Source organism: Streptomyces sp. NPDC001515, assembly GCF_053597115.1.
In genome coordinates, this window is the sequence record NZ_JBSFHN010000001.1 from 451,856 (window position 1) to 468,519 (window position 16,664).

General features: G+C 73.7%; 13 protein-coding genes, 2 tRNA genes and 1 pseudogene. 7 read left to right on the forward strand and 9 right to left on the reverse strand.

From position 1 onward, the window contains the following. Nucleotides 1-41 precede the first annotated feature (41 nt). The 5 genes from ACWCXC_RS02025 to ACWCXC_RS02045 all read left to right on the forward strand — a co-directional run bounded on the left by ACWCXC_RS02025 (nt 42) and on the right by ACWCXC_RS02045 (nt 3,825). A complete protein-coding gene (locus ACWCXC_RS02025; RefSeq protein WP_450682445.1) occupies nt 42-701 on the forward strand; it encodes a sulfite oxidase-like oxidoreductase in 660 nt (219 codons plus the stop codon). Further along, on the forward strand, nt 698-1,435 hold the full coding sequence (locus tag ACWCXC_RS02030) for a ferredoxin reductase (protein WP_450886012.1): 738 nt from the start codon (nt 698-700) through the stop codon (nt 1,433-1,435). The genes ACWCXC_RS02025 and ACWCXC_RS02030 overlap by 4 nt, the downstream gene beginning before the upstream one ends. A gap of 53 nt (nt 1,436-1,488) precedes the next feature. Then, entirely contained in the window at nt 1,489-1,776 is a 288-nt protein-coding gene (locus ACWCXC_RS02035) for a DUF6510 family protein (RefSeq protein ID WP_450682447.1), read from the forward strand. 228 nt (nt 1,777-2,004) lie between these two features. After that, nucleotides 2,005-2,832, forward strand: coding sequence for an alpha/beta fold hydrolase (locus tag ACWCXC_RS02040; protein WP_450682448.1), 828 nt, complete (start codon nt 2,005-2,007; stop codon nt 2,830-2,832). A 255-nt stretch (nt 2,833-3,087) separates the two neighbouring features. Continuing rightward, the gene (locus ACWCXC_RS02045) at nt 3,088-3,825 is read left to right on the forward strand and encodes an SDR family NAD(P)-dependent oxidoreductase (protein WP_450886015.1); all 738 of its coding nucleotides are present in this window, start codon (nt 3,088-3,090) and stop codon (nt 3,823-3,825) included. Nucleotides 3,826-3,837: 12 nt separating this feature from the next. Here the strand turns inward: ACWCXC_RS02045 and ACWCXC_RS02050 are convergent, their stop codons facing one another. From ACWCXC_RS02050 to ACWCXC_RS02065, 4 genes and pseudogenes are all read right to left on the reverse strand, one after another. Continuing rightward, nucleotides 3,838-4,239, reverse strand: a complete 402-nt coding sequence (locus ACWCXC_RS02050; RefSeq protein ID WP_450886017.1) for a VOC family protein — start codon at nt 4,237-4,239, stop codon at nt 3,838-3,840. A gap of 51 nt (nt 4,240-4,290) precedes the next feature. Further along, nucleotides 4,291-4,428, reverse strand: a pseudogene (locus tag ACWCXC_RS02055) (ACR3 family arsenite efflux transporter); the annotation flags it as partial. A gap of 276 nt (nt 4,429-4,704) precedes the next feature. Continuing rightward, a tRNA-Arg gene (locus tag ACWCXC_RS02060) sits at nt 4,705-4,777 on the reverse strand. Nucleotides 4,778-4,974: 197 nt separating this feature from the next. Further along, nucleotides 4,975-5,065: transfer RNA gene (locus ACWCXC_RS02065), tRNA-Ser, on the reverse strand. Nucleotides 5,066-5,286: 221 nt separating this feature from the next. Between ACWCXC_RS02065 and ACWCXC_RS02070 the strand changes: the two genes are divergently transcribed. Beyond that, a complete protein-coding gene (locus ACWCXC_RS02070; protein WP_450682451.1) occupies nt 5,287-5,745 on the forward strand; it encodes an SSI family serine proteinase inhibitor in 459 nt (152 codons plus the stop codon). A 212-nt stretch (nt 5,746-5,957) separates the two neighbouring features. Continuing rightward, complete coding sequence (locus tag ACWCXC_RS02075; RefSeq protein WP_450886019.1) at nt 5,958-10,817, forward strand: PAS domain-containing protein; 4,860 nt, start codon at nt 5,958-5,960, stop codon at nt 10,815-10,817. Nucleotides 10,818-11,057: 240 nt separating this feature from the next. On the opposite strand, the gene ACWCXC_RS02080 is transcribed toward ACWCXC_RS02075, so the two are convergent. The 5 genes from ACWCXC_RS02080 to ACWCXC_RS02100 form a co-directional block, all read right to left on the reverse strand. Next, nucleotides 11,058-12,707 (reverse strand): long-chain fatty acid--CoA ligase, encoded by a 1,650-nt coding sequence (locus tag ACWCXC_RS02080; protein ID WP_450886021.1) that lies wholly within the window; start codon nt 12,705-12,707, stop codon nt 11,058-11,060. 230 nt (nt 12,708-12,937) lie between these two features. Beyond that, nucleotides 12,938-13,408, reverse strand: a complete 471-nt coding sequence (locus ACWCXC_RS02085; RefSeq protein ID WP_450682520.1) for a SigE family RNA polymerase sigma factor — start codon at nt 13,406-13,408, stop codon at nt 12,938-12,940. Between the two features lie 562 nt (nt 13,409-13,970). Continuing rightward, nucleotides 13,971-15,134, reverse strand: a complete 1,164-nt coding sequence (locus ACWCXC_RS02090) for a lipid-transfer protein (protein ID WP_450682454.1) — start codon at nt 15,132-15,134, stop codon at nt 13,971-13,973. Beyond that, nucleotides 15,131-15,535, reverse strand: coding sequence for a MaoC family dehydratase (locus ACWCXC_RS02095; RefSeq protein ID WP_450682455.1), 405 nt, complete (start codon nt 15,533-15,535; stop codon nt 15,131-15,133). Before ACWCXC_RS02095 ends, ACWCXC_RS02090 begins: the two co-directional genes overlap by 4 nt. After that, nucleotides 15,532-16,650 (reverse strand): acyl-CoA dehydrogenase family protein, encoded by a 1,119-nt coding sequence (locus tag ACWCXC_RS02100; RefSeq protein ID WP_450886024.1) that lies wholly within the window; start codon nt 16,648-16,650, stop codon nt 15,532-15,534. Before ACWCXC_RS02100 ends, ACWCXC_RS02095 begins: the two co-directional genes overlap by 4 nt. Between the last annotated feature and the right edge of the window lie 14 nt (nt 16,651-16,664).

Consider the following 16,664-nt stretch of genomic DNA (forward strand, 5'->3'; position numbering starts at 1 on the left):
CCGGGCCCCACAGCCGTACCCGCACGTGAGGAGGCGCCCCGATGACCGGACTCTCACCCGGCTTCCACGGCCGGAGCGACCGGAGTGGCCGGAACGGCCAAAGCAGCCCGACGGGCCCGAGCGGCCCGAGCACCCGGAGCCTCGTGGAACGGCTGCCCCCGGGCCAGTACCCCACGGAGTCCTTCCCGGTGCTCTCCGCCGGACCGACCCCGCAGGTGCCCACGGACCGCTGGTCCTTCACCGTCACCAGCGAGACCGGTGAGAGCCGGAGCTGGACGTGGGAGGAGATGACGGCGTTGCCGCAGGAGCACCCCGTGGTGGACATCCACTGCGTGACCCGCTGGTCGAAGTTCGACACCCGGTGGCAGGGCGTCTCCCTCGACGTCCTCACCGACGCCGTGGAGACCTCCGCGGACTTCGTCGTCGCGGAATCCTTCGACGGGTACACGACCAACCTGCCGCGCGCCGACGTCACGGGCGGCAAGGCGTGGCTCGTCCACAGCTTCGACGGCTTCGCCCTGTCGCCGGACCACGGCGGTCCGGCCCGCCTGCTGGTCCCGCACCTCTACTTCTGGAAGTCCGCGAAGTGGGTCAGGGGCCTGCGCTTCACGACCGGCAACGAGCCGGGATTCTGGGAGCGGGCCGGCTATCACGACTACGGCGACCCCTGGCGCGAGCAGCGCTACCGGAGCGACGGGTGAGTACCGCCCCGGCCGACCGGGTCCCGGCCACGGGCGGCTGGCGGCGGGCGCGGCTCACCGCGCGGGAGCCCCAGACGGCGACCGGCCGCACCCTCCGCTTCGAGGTGCCCGGCTGGCCGGGCCACCGTCCCGGCCAGCACGTCGACGTCCGCCTGACCGCCGACGACGGATATCAGGCGGTCCGCAGCTACTCCCTCGCGGCCCCCGCCGACGGCGACACGGTCGAGCTGGGGGTCCAGTCGGCGCCCGACGGCGAGGTCTCCCCGTATCTGACCGACGTCCTGCCCGTCGGCGCCGAGGTCGAGCTCATGGGGCCGCTCGGCGGATGGTTCGTGTGGACACCGCGCGACCGCGGCCCCCTCCTCCTCGTCGCCGGCGGCTGTGGCATCGTCCCCCTCATGGCCATGCTCCGGGCCCGCCGCGCCGCGGAGCCCTCCGGGGACCCCTGCGCCCTGCTCTGCTCCGTACGCGGCCCGGACGAGCTCTGGTACACGAAGGACCTCACCGATCCGACCGGGTCCGAGGACATCCGCATCGTCTACACCCGCCGGACGGGCCCCGGGGTGAGCCGGCCGGCGGGCCGCGTCACCCGTGACGACTTCGGGGGACTGCCCGCCTCACCGGACACCCGCTGCTACGTCTGCGGGCCCACCGGCTTCGTCGAACGCGCCGCCGATCTCCTCCAGTCCCTCGGCCATCCGCCGCAGACCATCCGGACCGAACGGTTCGGCTGACCGCGCTCGCCCGCGCGACCGCGCCTCCACCCGCACCACGAGGGGACACCATCGTGAACCAGCGCCCTCCGCTCCACCTCGACGGCAACTGCCTCGCGGGACCGCTCTCCCAGGTCTTCGCCCTCGACCCCACCACGGCCCGGTGGACCTGCCCGGCCTGCCGCACCCCGCACACGGTCGGCGCCCTGCACGTCTACGGCCCCGACCCCGGCCTCACCGGCCGCTGTCCGCACTGCGCGCAGCTCGCCCTCCGGGTCGTCACCCAGCCCGGCGGCCTCTGGCTGCAGCTCGGCACCGGCCAGGGCGCCTTCCGGTTCGCGCTGCCCCCGTCCGCGCCGTAGCGCTGCCCCCGTCCGCGCGTAGCGCGGGGCCCGGGCCGGCGCGTCGCCGCACCCGACCATCCTGTTCGATTTGTCCTATACGTCACATATACCGCACACTCGATATGCGGGGCGCGAGGCGGAGAGCCCAAGAGCCCGCGCCTTCCGCACGGTGGCGCGCACCCCCCTTTCGCACAGTCGTGCGCACCAAGGCGCGTCATTCACCCGACATTTCGGAAGGAAGTCGTCATGCCCGTTTGCACGACACGCGACGGAGTCGAAATCTTCTACAAGGACTGGGGCCAGGGCCGCCCGGTCGTCTTCATCCACGGCTGGCCGCTCAACGGCGACGCCTGGCAGGACCAGCTCAAGGCCGTCGCCGACGCCGGCTACCGGGGCATCGCCCACGACCGCCGGGGCCACGGCCGCTCCACGCCGGTCTTCGACGGCTACGACTTCGACACCTTCGCCGACGACCTCAACGACCTCCTCACCCACCTCGACCTCCGCGACGTCACCCTCGTCGCCCACTCCATGGGCGGTGGCGAACTCGCCCGCTACATCGGCCGCCACGGCACCGACCGCATCCGCTCGGCGGTCCTCCTCTCCGCCATCCCGCCCCTGATGCTCCAGGGACCGGACAACCCCGAAGGCGTCCCCCAGAACGTCTTCGACGGCATCAAGAGCGGCATCCTCGCCGAACGCTCCCAGTTCTGGAAGGACACCGCCGTCGGCTTCTTCGGCGCCAACCGGGACGGCAACAAGGTCACCCAGGGCAACAAGGACGCCTTCTGGTACATGGCCATGCAGGAGACGATCGAGGGCGGAGTCGCCTGCGTCGACGCCTTCGCGGCCACGGACTTCCACGACGACCTCAAGAAGTTCGACGTCCCCACCCTCGTCGTCCACGGCGACGACGACCAGGTCGTCCCCATCGACGCCACCGGCCGCAAGACCGCCGAACTCGTCCGGGACGCCGAACTCAAGGTCTACGAGGGCGGGTCGCACGGCATCGCCCTCGTCCCCGGCGACAAGGAGAAGTTCAACAAGGACCTCCTCGACTTCCTCAAGAAGTGAGGCAGACGCCCGAACGGAAACACTGAGCACATCGCTTGCGGGAGCCGGGACGACACCCCGGCTCCCGCAAGCGCCACGCTCACCGGTCGCCCCTGAGGGGAACGTACGGCGACACCGGCCCCCACCTGAACTGCGGCAAAGCCCCGCCCTCTCCCAACGGCAGCCCACCGCCCGTACCATGACCACACATCAGTGCGCGTCGATCGGCACATAAGACGCCCCTTCCCCCCCCCTGCCGCTTCTCCCGGAGGAACCATGCTCAAAGGCATGACGGCCGTCGTCACCGGTGGTTCCCGGGGCATCGGTCGGGCCGTCGTCGAGCGCCTGTGCCGGGACGGCGCGGACGTGGTCTTCTCCTACGCCGCGAACGAGGAAGCCGCGGCCGACGTCGTCAGGGCGGTCCGTACCGACGGCGGAAAGGCCCGCGCCGTACGCACGGACCTCTCCGAACCGGACGGCGCGGAAGAGCTGATGCGGACCGCCGACGACCACCTGGGCGGTCTGGACATCCTCGTCAACAACGCGGCGGTCGCCTTCACCCCGACCCCCCTCGCGGAGACCGACGTGGAGGTCTTCGACCACGTCATGGCGGGCAACGCCAGAGCCGCCTTCCTCACCATGCGCTACGCGGCCCGACACCTGCGCGACGGCGGCCGGATCGTGAACATCTCCACCCTGAACACCCTCCGGGCCGCCCCCGGCATCACCCCCTACGCCGCGAGCAAGGGGGCCCTCGAACAGCTCACCGCCGTCGCCGCCCGCGAGCTCGGCCCCCGGGGCATCACGGTCAACACCGTCTCCCCCGGCGCGACCGACACCGACCTCCTCCGCGGCACCAACCCCGCGGAGGCCCTCCAGGCCGTGGTCGGCATGACCCCCCTGGGCCGTCTCGGCGAACCCTCCGACATCGCCGACGCCGTCGCCTTCCTCGTCAGCCATGAAGGCCGCTGGATCACCGGCCAGAACCTCAGGGCGACGGGCGGCCTGACCTGAGCACGTCCGTGCTCACTGCGCGATCTCCCACACGTGACCTCCCGGATCAGCGAAGCTCGCCGTCCGAATCCCCCAGGGCCGGTCCATCGGGCCGTTCAGCAACGTCACCCCCCGCGCCACCAGTTCCTCGCACATCTTGTCCACGTCGTCCACGGGCAACGTCAGCTGCACCCGCGCGCCGGCCTTCGGGTCGGCCACCCGCGCCGGCGCGATCAGGTCGTGCGCCGCGTCGGCCCGCAGCAGATTGACGATCGTGTTCCCGAAGTCGAACACGGCCGAGTTGTCGTTGTCGTACGTCACCGGCAGGCCGAACACCTCACGGTAGAACCGCTTCGTCGCGTCCAGATCCTCCGTGAAGAGGGTGAGGGCACTGATCTTCCCGGGCCACGCGTTCTCGCTCGTCGTCTGAGTCACGATCGTCAACGATCAACGAACGCACGCAACGTGTACAGAGGCAGCGCGCCCTCAGGCACCCGTGGGTTCCTCCTGGCGTACGGGGGCGGCCGGGGGCGCGAAGTAGCGGCGCGCGTACAGGGCGACGTGGACGAGACCGATGAGTACCGGCACTTCGATCAGCGGACCGACCACCCCCGCCCCCGCCTGCTGTCCCCGACCCCGACCCCCACGACGACGCCGCGCGCCCACACCTGACCCCCTCCGCCCCACGTTGGCACTCGGCCCGTCGCCCGGCAGAGAACCCCCATGCCACGTCAGGAAAGTCATCCGCTCACTCCTTGCCGACGCGGCGCGAGGCGCCCAACGATCGGCAAGCTGTCCGACGCCATGGGCGGTACGGGCTGACGCGGTTGCTGTACTTCGCTGCTGTACGGGCAACGCGAGAGGCCCCCGGGATTTCTCCCGGGGGCCTCTGGCCTGCTGTGCACTCGGCAGGATTCGAACCTGCAACCTTCTGATCCGTAGTCAGATGCTCTATCCGTTAAGCTACGAGTGCTTGTGCTTCTTGGGCTTTTCTGCCCCGTCGGCGTTGCGAGAACAACATTACATGACCTGCGCCGGGACGCGAAATCCATTACCCACACCCGGCCTGAGCTGGGCAGACACCCGGGCGCGCCCACCCGGCGGACCCGGGGGACGGCCAGGGAACGACCGAAGCCCCGGCCGGGTGGGCTCGGGGCTTCGGTGGTGGGGCGGAGGCGGAGGGATTTGAACCCTCGATGGGCTTTAAGACCCAAACCGCATTAGCAGTGCGGCGCCATAGACCGGACTAGGCGACGCCTCCAGCACACCCACGCGAGCGCGGGTGGTGCGTGCAGATGATGACACAGCTGAGTGTTGCGTCACCAATCGACGCCTACGGTACTAGGCAGTCGGCCGCGAGGGCAAAGCGCCCGGGGTGCGCAACGCCGGGGCGTGCGGAGCGTTAGGAGGGGCGGGGCGTCCGCCCCCGTCGTTCCGTGCCGCCGGGAGTGCCGGGGGCGCGCCCGATCACAGGAGCCCGCAATGATGCGTCGTCTCGCTCTCACCGCCGTCGTGTCGCTGGCCGCGCTGTCGGCCGCCGCGCCCGGGGCGGTCGCGGCGACCGGTCCGCTGCCGTTGCCGCTGTCGCTGCCCGTTCTGCGGGGGGACGACGGGGGCACGCGGTTGACGGTGGTCGTGTCGGGGTCGGGGGACCCGGCGGCCGACGGCCGGTACGAGCTGGAGTGCGAGCCGGCCGGCGGCAGCCATCCGGTGGCGCGGCAGGCCTGCGAGCGGCTGGGGCAGCTGGCGGAGGAGGGCGCCGACCCGTTCGCGCCCGTGCCGAAGGGGGCGATGTGCACCCAGCAGTACGGCGGATCCGCCACCGCGCGGGTCACCGGTACGTGGCGGGGGCGAAGCGTCGACTCCGCGTTCGACCGGACGAACGGGTGCGAGATGGGGCGCTGGAACGCCCTGCGGCCGGTGCTGCCGAACGTGCGCTGAGCTGCGGCGGAGCCCGTTGCGGGGCGGCCGGGCGGGGGTGGCGGGGGCCGGGCCGTACACCGTACGCACAGAACCTTGGTGAGAGCTCCCCCTCATCCGCCGCCTCTTGCGCCTCCCCTGCCTTTAGACTCCTCCAGTGACAGTGTGCGGCCCGAGGGGCAAGATGGGGCCCGCTGTCCGCAAGGTGCAGTAATCAGGGAGGAAGCGTCGTCGTGAGCAGCAGGCCATCCCGAGGCGCTGCTCGCCTCGCCGCCATACTCGATGCACTCCCCGACGGGCTGCTGCTCGTCAACTGCAACGGCACGGTCGTCAACGCCAACACCATCGCCCTCGAAATGTTCGAGACGCCGGGCACCGCCCTCGTCGGGCGCGGCCTGCTCGACCTGCTGCCGGAGTTCGACTCCAAGCTGATCCCCGGGTCCATGCGGCGGCCCGACGCGGCGGACGAGCGGGGCCGTACGAAGCCCACGCGGATGACGGCGCGGCGCACCGACGGCCACGAGTACCCGGTCGAGGTGACGAGCGCCAGCCTGGAGGACGGGCAGGCGGCGTACAACGACGTCCAGGGTGCCCAGGGCCCGTACGGGGGCGGCGGCAGCTACACCGGTGACGAGCTGCTGATGCTGGTCGTACGCGACCTCTCCGGCACCGTCGACACCGAGGCCGAGCTGGCCCGCTCGCAGCGACAGACCGAGATGATCCTGCGGGCCGCGGCCGAGGGCGTCGTCGGTACGGACACGGACGGCCGGGTCGTCCTGGTCAATCCCGCCGCCGCGCAGATCCTCGGCTTCCGCGCCAGCGACCTCGGCGGCCAGGAGCTGCACCCGCTGATCCTGCACTCGCGTGCGGAGGGCGAGCCCTTCCCGTACGAGGAGTCGCCGCTCGCCGACACGCTCCGGTCCGGGCGCAAGCACCGGGTGCGCGGGCAGGTCCTGTGGTCCAAGAGCGGCACGCAGGTGCCCGTCGACCTCACCACCGCGCCCGTCCGCGACGGCGACCAGCTCGTCGGCGCCGTCATGACGTTCACCGACCGGCGGCCGTACGAAGAACTCGACGCGCGTCACACGGCCGAGGTCGCCGAGCTGACCGCCGGCCACACTGCGGAGATCACCGAGCTCACGGAGGCGCACGCCGCCGAGATCGCCTCCCTGACCGAGGCGCACACCACCGAACTCGCCGACCGCACCGAGCGCCACTCCGCCGAGCGCGAGGAGCTGACCGAGCGGCTGACGGACCTGACCGCCCGCCACGCCCAGCTCACCGCCGTCCTCGGCGAATCGCTGCGCGGCCCGCTGGAGGAGCTGCGCGGCGAGCTGTCCACGCTCGCCGCCGACCCGGCCGGCCAGCTCTGGCCCGAGGCCAACCAGATCCTGCACCACCTCGCCGCCGGCTACGCCCGGATGACGACCCTCATCGACAACGTCCTCGGCTACCAGCGCCTGGACAGCGGCACCGAAACCCTCGTCAAGACGAACGTGCTGCTCGACGGCGTCGTGACAGCCGGCATCGACGCCGCCGTCGAGCTGATCGGGCCCGGCCGGGCCCAGTTCGCCGTGCACGCGCCGCCGATCGAGGCCGAGGTCGACCCGGCCCGGCTGGTGACCGCGCTCGCGCACCTCGTCGCGGATGTCGCCGGCGTCGACTCGACCGGCAAGACCCGGCTCCTCCCGGGCGGCGGCTACGTGGACATGACCATCGTCGTCGCCGCCGCGCAGCGCGGTGACGTCGTCCGCATCGAGGTACGCGGCCCGTTCCCGGGCGGCGACCCCGTGCACGTCCCGATCGTGAGCGGCATCGTGCGGGCGCACGGCGGTGTGCTCCAGACGCACGAGATGCCGGGGATGAGCGGCAGCGCGTACGTCCTCGAAGTACCGCTCGGCGCCGGCACGGGCACGGTCCCGCCGCCCGTTCCCGCCGAGCAGCCCGTCCTCCCGCAGACCCCCGACGCCGGGGCGCACCCCGGCGCACCCGGCGCACCCGACGAGACCCCCGCGCCCGAGCCCGGTCGGGGGCGCCGCCGCGCACGCCGGTCCTCCACCGACGCCTTCCTGGACAGCCCCCTGGGCGGTTCCGACGGTACGGGCGAGCCGGGCGCGGCCGAGCCCACCGGGCGCCGGCGCGCGCGCCGTGCGGCAGCCGACGGAGACACGAACGAGGGCGTACCCGGAACCGATGCTGCCGGTGCGGTTGCCGCCGTCGGTCCCGACGGGGGCCGTCCCTCCGACACAGGGCCGCAGACCCTCCCGGCACCGCACGAACTCATCCCGGCCCAGCAGGGACCGGGCCAGGGGCAGGGTCAGGGAGCTGGTCAGGGCCAGGGGCCGAACCGGGGCTCCGGTCGTCGGCGTGGCCGGCCCAGCCCGGCGGAGACGGGTGAACAGCCCGTGGGCGCGCCCGCCCAGGGCCAGGCCCTCGCGCTGCCCGCCGCCCTGCCTTCCTCCTCGGAGAGCGGCGAGGGGGAACCGACACCCCGGACCGCCGGTGCCGCCGCCGGCCGCCCGCAGCTCGGCCCCGCGGTCCCTCCGCACGGCGTCACCGGCCAGGGCACGCCGGGGCAGGGCGTCCCCGGCCAGGGCACGCCCCCGCAAGGCCCGACCGGCGACCACGTGCCCCCGCACGGGGCGACCGCCCAGAACACTCCCGCGCAGGGCCTGCCCGGCCAGGACGTCCCGCCTGATGGCACTCCCGGCCGGCACACCCCCTTCCCGGGCGGCCCGGCCGTCCCCAACGCGCCGGCGCACCGTGCCCCGGCCGCCCACCACACCCCCGCCGGCCACAACTCCCCCTCCCAGAGCGCCCCTTCCCAGGGCGCCTCCGACCACGGCGTGCCCGACATCGGTCAGGGCGTCCCGGCGCACGCGGTGCCCGGCCTCGGACAGGGCGGCGCCCCGGCGCACGCGGTGCCCGAGCTGGGTCCGGTGGTGCCGCAGCAGGGCGCGTCCGCCGAGGCTCCGGTGCCGGTCTCCGCAGGGGCGCACCGGGGGATGGAGGGCCAGCTGGCGCTGCCCGCCGCCTCGCACGCGCCCACGGGGCCGCAGCCCGTGGGACCCCAGGGGCTCACCGGAGCCCCCGGCCGGCCGATGCGTGCTCCGGCGCCCTCGCAGGCGCCCCGGCAGGACGGGGCATCCCCGGCTCACGCCCCGGCGCTCGGGGACACCTCCGCTCCGGGGAACGCGGCGCACGCGCCGTCCGCGCCGCAGCCGACCGGGCGGCGGGCCCGGCGGGCGCTCGCGGCAGCTCAGGACCGGGCCGCGCAGGCGGAGGCGGGGCCCCGGGTCCCGTTCGCGCTGCCGCCGGCGGACGCGGACCGGACGCCGGACGCCGCCGGGGCGGACGCCTCGCCGGCCGGCCGCCACGACGCGGTGACCGGTGCGCCGGATCTGGACCACACCCCGCCGCAGGCCCATCCGCTCCCGACCGGAACCGGGCGGCGCCGTGCGCGCGCCGCCGAGGCGCCCCACCAGGACGCCCCGTTCGCGCTGCCCGCGCCGGGACGGCAGGACGGCCTCTTCACCGACGACCTCACGGACGACCGCACCAGCGACTTCACCGAAGACTTCACCGAAGACTTCACCAGCGATGGCGACGGTGACACCGAGGGCGACGTCTACGGTGGCCTCGACGGAGTCGGTCGGCCGCTCCCGGTCACCGGGCCCGGCGGGTGGGACGCGGACGACGCCCCGGGCGCGGCGGACGGGCCCGGGAACGGACCGGTGCCGCCCGTAACCGGCCCGACCACGCACACCACCGGCACGACATCCGCGGGCACTCCGGCCGAGACCGCCGCGACCACCGAGACCACAGGGACGGCAGGGACCGCGGGGCCCGGCGCGCCCCGCGTGCGCCGGCTCGCACCGGGGCCGGACCCGCGACGGCAGCCGCTGCCCGCCGAGGCCCCGATGCCCGGGTCGTCCGACTCGACGCAGGGGCGGGCGTTCAGCGTGCGCACCCTGGGCCAGGGCGTCCCGTTCGCCCAGCACATCGGGCACCAGCAGAACCACACGCTCGGCGGCGGCAGCGCCGGAGGGGCCGGGCGGCGCCGCAAGCTCGCCGCACCGCCCGAGGGCGACCGGGTCGCGCTGCCCCCGGCGGCCACCCCTGCCCCGCCCACCCCGTCGGCACCGCCCGCACCGCCCGCCCCGCAGCCGGGCGCCCCCGGGGCCGCCGGTGGCACGGTCCACGGACCCGGTTCCGGCCAGTTGCTCGCCACGTCCTCGCCCGAGGGGCGCGCGTACGCGATCGGTGCGCCCGACGAGGGTGCCGCCGAGGGCCCCGAGCCGCTGGACGGCCCCGGTGGCGCCGTCGAGGTCGCCAACCGGCCGCTGCCGCAGCCCGTGGACGACGAACTGCCCCCGGAGCCGCTCGACAACCCGCGCCGGCTGCTCGTCTGGCCCGCGCCCGACGTCTCCACCCAGCAGGCACTGAGCGACCGGGGCTACCGGCCGGTGATCGTCCACTCCCGCGAGGAGGTGGACGCCCAGATCGCGGCGTTCCCGGCCGCGCTCTTCGTGGACCCGCTGACCGGCCCCATCACCCGCAAGGCGCTCCAGTCGCTGCGCCAGGCCGCGGTGGCCGCCGAGGTGCCCGTCCTGGTGACGGCCGGTCTCGGCCAGGCGTCGCGGGACGCGGCGTACGGCGCCGACCCCGCCGTCCTCCTCAAGGCCCTCGCCCCGCGCGACAGCGAGCAGCACCCGCCCCGCGTCCTGCTGATCGAGGAGCACGCGGACATCGCGCTCGCCCTGACGCAGACCCTGGAACGCCGGGGCATGCAGGTCGCCTGCGCGGCGACGGACAGCGAGGCGGTCTCGCTCGCCACCCGGATGCGGCCGAACCTGGTGGTGATGGACCTCATGCAGGTGCGCCGCCGCCGGGCCGGAATCGTGGACTGGCTGCGCGCCAACGGCCGGCTCAACCGCACCCCGCTGGTCGTCTACACCTCGGCCGACATGAACCAGGCCGAACTGGCCGGGCTGGGTTCCGGCGAGTCCGTCCTCTTCCTCGCGGAACGCTCGACGAGCGACGAGGTGCAGTCCCGCATCGTCGATCTGCTCGCGAAGATCGGCACGAACTGACCGGCGGATCGACACAGACCGACCAGCGGATCGACACGGACCGACCAGCGGATCGACACGGACCGACACAGACCAACCAGCAGCTCGGCACGAACGAACGGCCGACGGACCGGCACGAACGGACCGGCGCCCCGTGCGGGGCTGCCGCAACGCACGAGGGCGGTACGGGAGTTCCCGTACCGCCCTCGTCGTCCGCGTACGTAGGCGCGTCCGCGTACGGACGCGCGTACGCGCCGTGGCTCAGAGCTGGGTGACGTCCAGCTCGCCCGCCGCGTACTGCTTGCGGATCACCTTCTTGTCGAACTTGCCGACGCTCGTCTTGGGGACGGAGGGGATGACCGACCAGCGCTCGGGAAGCTGCCACTTGGCGATGCCGGACTCGGCGAGGAACGCCTTCAGCGCCTCGTAGTCGGCGCTCGCGCCGTCCTTGAGCACGACGGTGGCCAGCGGGCGCTCGCCCCACTTCTCGTCCGGAACGGCGACGACGGCGGCCTCGGCCACGTCCGGGTGCGCCATCAGGGCGTTCTCCAGCTCGACGCTGGAGATCCATTCGCCGCCGGACTTGATGACGTCCTTGGCCCGGTCGGTCAGGGTGAGGAAGCCGTCCGCGCTGATGACGCCGACGTCACCGGTCTTCAGCCAGCCGTCCTCGCTGAACTTGTCCTCGGGGCGCAGCGCCTCGCCGTCGGCCCCGCCGTAGTAGGCACCCGCGATCCAGGGGCCGCGCACCTCCAGCTCACCGGCCGACTCGCCGTCCCACGGCAGGTGCTCGCCCCCCGGACCGACCAGCCGCGCCTCGACACCGGCCGGGAAGCGGCCCTGCGTGATGCGGTACGGCCACTCCTCCTCCGCGCTCAGACCGGCCGGCGGGTTGGCCATCGTGCCCAGCGGGGACGTCTCCGTCATGCCCCAGGCGTGGCAGAGGCGGACGCCCAGCTTGTCGTACGCCTCCATGAGCGAGGGCGGACAGGCCGCGCCGCCGATGGTGACGTTGGCCATCGAGGTGAGGTCGCGGGGGCGGGCGGTGACCTCGGCGAGCAGCCCCTGCCAGATCGTCGGGACGGCCGCGGCGTGGGTGGGGCGCTCGCTCTCGATCATGTCGGCGAGCGGGGCGGGCTGGAGGAAACGGTCCGGCATGAGCATGTTGACGCCGGACATGAACGTGGCGTGCGGCAGACCCCACGCGTTCACGTGGAACTGCGGGACGACGACCAGGGTCGTGTCCTTGTCCGTCAGGCCCATGGACTCGCTCATGTTGACCTGCATGGAGTGCAGGTAGATGGAGCGGTGGGAGTAGACGACGCCCTTGGGGTCGCCGGTGGTGCCGGAGGTGTAGCACATGGCCGCGGCCCGGCGCTCGTCCAGCTCGGGCCAGTCGAACTCGGTGGGCCGGCCGGCGATCAGTTCCTCGTACTCGTGCACCCGCAGCGGCGCGCCGTTCAGGACGGAGCGGTCGCCGGGACCCGCCACGACCAGGTGCTCCAACGAGGTCAGCTGGGGGAGCAGCGGCGCGACGAGCGGCAGCAGGGAGCCGTTGACGATGACGGCCTTGTCGTCGGCGTGGTTGACCACCCAGACGAGCTGCTCGGCCGGGAGCCGGAGGTTCAGGGTGTGGAGCACCGCGCCCATGGACGGGATGGCGAGGTACGCCTCCACGTGTTCCGCGTTGTTCCACATCAGGGTCGCGACCCTCTGGTCGCCGTCGATGCCGAGTTCGTCGCGCAGGGCGTGGGCGAGCTGCGTCGCCCGCCGGCCGATCTCGGCGAAGCTGCGGCGCTGCGGCTCGGGCTCGCCGGTCCAGGTCGTGACCTGCGACTTCCCGTGGATCGTCATCCCGTGCTTCAGGATGCGGGTGACAGTCAGCGGTACGTCCTGCATGGTGCTGAGCACGGCGTCCTCCCGGTGGGCGCTACGCGGCAGTAGGGTTCCGCTGATTCTGCGCACATACCGAGCGGTATGTCACTACTCCCGGGCCTACGAATCGGTCTCGCCCGACGAATTCCCCTCGTCCGGACACCCGGGCGGCTCTCCCCCGGCACACATGGTGACCAGCGACGACGTGATCAACGGACCGGCCGCGCGGAAGGGCGCGGACGCCGGACGGCCCCTCCGGGCGCCGCTCAGCGGACCGGGGTCAGCTCCGGGTCCTGCCGCAGCTTGCCCAGCGCCCGGGAGACCGCGCTCTTGACCGTGCCGATGGAGACCCCGAGCACCTCGGCGGTCTGCGCCTCGCTCAGGTCCTCGTAGTACCGCAGGACGACCATGGCCCGCTGGCGGTCGGGCAGCTTCAGCACGGCCCGCCACATGGCGTCGTGCAGCGACTGCTGCTCGGCGGGGTCCGGCCCCGGCACCGGCTCCTGCTCGGGCAGCTCGTCGCAGGCGAACTCGTCGACCTTCCGCTTGCGCCACTGCGAGGTCCGGGTGTTCAGCAGGGCACGGCGCACATACCCGTCGAGCGCCCGGTGGTCCTCGATCCGCTCCCAGGCGACGTACGTCTTCGTGAGCGCGGTCTGCAGCAGGTCCTCGGCGTCGCTGGCGTTGGCGGTCAGCGAGCGCGCGGCCCGCAGCAGCACCGGTCCGCGCGCCTTCACGAAGGACGTGAACGACGGATACGGAACGTACGGGGCACGCGGGGCGGCTGGGGTACGGGAGACGACGGCAGGGGTACGGGAGACGGCCGCGGCCCGAGAGACGGCCTGGGTGTGCGAGGTGGCCTGGGCGTGGGGAGCGGCCTGAGTGTGGGGCGTGGCCGGGGCGCGGGAGACGGCCTGGCTGTGGGAGACGGCCTGGGCGCGGGTGGCCGGGGTGCGGGAGGCCGGGGTGCGGGAGGCCGCCGGGGCGCGCGGCACGGCGTGCGGCGCGCGGGAGGCGCGTCCGGCGTGCGACGGCGCACCCGGCCCGGACGTCGTGTCCGGAGCGGTGGCGGCGGCTCCCCTGGCGGCGCCCGTGCAGACTGGCGTGGTCATGGCTCCACGCTAGGAGCGGACGCGGCCCGGGGGATCGGCCCCAGGTCCCGAAACCGCGTCCGCCTCAGGGTGTAGAGCCGCCTCCGCCTCCACCTCCTGTAGGTGGAGGGGCCGTTCCGGGGTCCTCGGGGTCGGACCCGGGCCCCGGTCCGCGCCCGCGCACAGGCCGCCCGGCGCGCAGGACGCGTCAGACGCGCCCCAGGACGAGACCCGAGGTCGGCACCCCCGTACCGGCCGTGACCAGGGAGGTCGCGGCCCCGGCAATCTGGTTGACGGAGGTGCCGCGGATCTGTCGCACGGCTTCCGCGATGCCGTTCATCCCGTGCAGATACGCCTCTCCGAGCTGCCCTCCGTGCGTGTTCAGCGGCACCGCGTCGGCGGCCACGAAGTCCGCGGCCTCCCCCGGCCCGCAGAAGCCGAATTCCTCCAGCTGCATGAGGACGAACGGGGTGAAGTGGTCGTACAGGATCGCCACGTCGATGTCGGCGGGCCCCAGCCCCGAGGTCCGCCACAACTGCCGGGCGACGACGCCCATCTCCGGCAGCCCGGTCAGACCGTCCCGGTAGAAGCTCGTCATCTGCTCCTGGGCCCGCCCCGCCCCCTGCGCCGCCGCGACGATCAGGGCGGGCGGCTGCCGCAGGTCCCGTGCCCGTTCGGCGCTGGTGACGACGATCGCCTGACCGCCGTCGGTCTCCTGGCAGCAGTCGAGCAGCCGCAGCGGCTCGACGATCCAGCGGGAGGCGGCGTGGTCGGCGAGGGTGATCGGCTTCCCGTGGAAGTACGCCGCCGGATTGGTCGCCGCGTACCGCCGGTCGGTGACCGCGACATGGCCGAAGGCCTCCGGCGTCAGCCCGTACGCGTGCAGATAGCGCTGGGCCGCCATGGCCACCCAGGAGGCGGGCGTGAGCAGTCCGAAGGGCAGGTTCCAGCCGAGGGCCGTGCCCTCGGCCGTGGGCTCGCGCCGCTGTACCCCGGAGCCGAAGCGGCGCCCGGAGCGCTCGTTGAACGCGCGGTAGCAGACCACGACGTCGGCCACCCCGCAGGCGACCGCGAGGGCCGCCTGCTGGACGGTGGCGCAGGCCGCGCCGCCGCCGTAGTGGACGCGCGAGAAGAACGACAGCTCACCGATGCCGGCCGCCTGCGCGACGGTGATCTCGGGGCTCGTGTCCATCGTGAAGGTGACCAGCCCGTCGACGTCGGCGGGCGCCAGACCCGCGTCGTCGAGCGCCGCGTGCACCGCCTCGACGGCCAGTTTCAGCTCGCTGCGCCCGGAGTCCTTCGAGAACTCCGTCGCCCCGATCCCGACCACCGCCGCCCGCCCGCCCAGAGAGTCGGCCCTGCGCACGCTCATGCCGATCCCTCCGGGTCGCCCACGCTCACCGTCACCGTTCCGGTGACGTGCCGGCCGATCCCGTTGACGCCGACGACCGCCACCCGGGCCGTCGTCCCGGCGTCGTCCACCTCGGTGACCGTGCCGCTGAGCACCATGGTGTCGCCGGGGTAGTTGGGGGCGCCCAGCCGGATGGCGACCTTGCGGAGGACCGCCGAGGCGCCGAAGTGGTCGGTGACGTACCGGCCGACCAGCCCGTTCGTCGTCAGGATGTTCATGAAGATGTCCGGCGAGCCCTTCTCCCGGGCCAGTTCGGCATCGTGGTGCACGTCCTGGTAGTCGCGGGAGGCGAGCGCCCCCGCCACGATCAGGGTGCGCGTCACCTCGATCTCCAGCGGGGCGAGTACGTCACCGGCCTTCACTCCGGTCCCTCCTTCACCAGCAGTTCGCCGAGTTCCTGAAGCACTTCGCTGCCGCAGCCCAGATGGGCGTCGAGCTGGCGCCCCCAGAGGAAGTGCCGGTGCACGGGGTGGTCGAGGTCGGCGCCCGTGCCGCCGTGCAGATGCTGGCCCGCGTGGACGACCCGCTTGCCCGCCTCGGAGGCCCACCACGCGGCGGTCAGCGCCTGCGCCGCGTACGGCAGCCCCTCGTCCCGGCGCCAGGCCGCCTCGTACGCCGTGACGCGGATCGCCTCGGTGTCCATGTACGCGTCGGCCGCCCGGAGCAGGACCGCCTGCCGGTGGTCGAGGGGGCGCCCGAACTGCTGCCGGCCGGCGGTGTGCGCGATCGCACGCGCCAACGACCCGGCGCACACGCCCACCTGGAGCCCCGCGAACGCCGTGCGCGCGGTGGCCAGGACGTCGTCGTACGCCCCCGACCCCTCGGCGCGCCCGCCGACCCCGTCCTCGTACGCCCCCGACCCATCGGCGCGCCCGCCGGCCCCGCCCTCGTACGCCCCCGGTCCCCCCACCTGTTCCGCCGGAGCCCCGGACAGCACGAGCCGGCCGGCCGACCAGGGGGCGGTGGTCTCGACGGGTTCGATCAGCACGCCGGGGTCCGCCGTCGTGACGAACCACAGCGCCCGGTCCGCGTCCGCGACCAGGACGTGCGTGGCGTCCCGCAGCCACGGCACCACGGCGACGGTGCCGCTCAGCCGGGCGTCCCCCTCCGCGCGCACGGTGCCCCGGTTGGGGAGCGCGCCCGCCGCCACCGCCGTACCGTCGCGGAACGCCGGCAGGAGGCGGTCGCGCTGTTCCTCCGTACCGTGCCGGGCGACGGCGAGCAGCCCGTACACCCCGCTCGACGCCAGCGGCACCTGGGCGGTGGTCCGGCCCTGTTCCTCCAGCATCAGCACCAGGCCGAGGAGTCCGGTCTCCTCGACGGCGGCGGGCAGTCCGGCCGCGCAGAGCTCCTTCCACAGCCCGGCGTCCGTACCTGTGCCGGCCGCGACGAGCCGGTCGTGCGTCGACAGATCACCGAGGATCCGGGCCGCGAGCCCCTGCGCCTCGGTCTGCTCCTCGCTCGGTGTGAAATCCATGTCAGCCCTCGCTC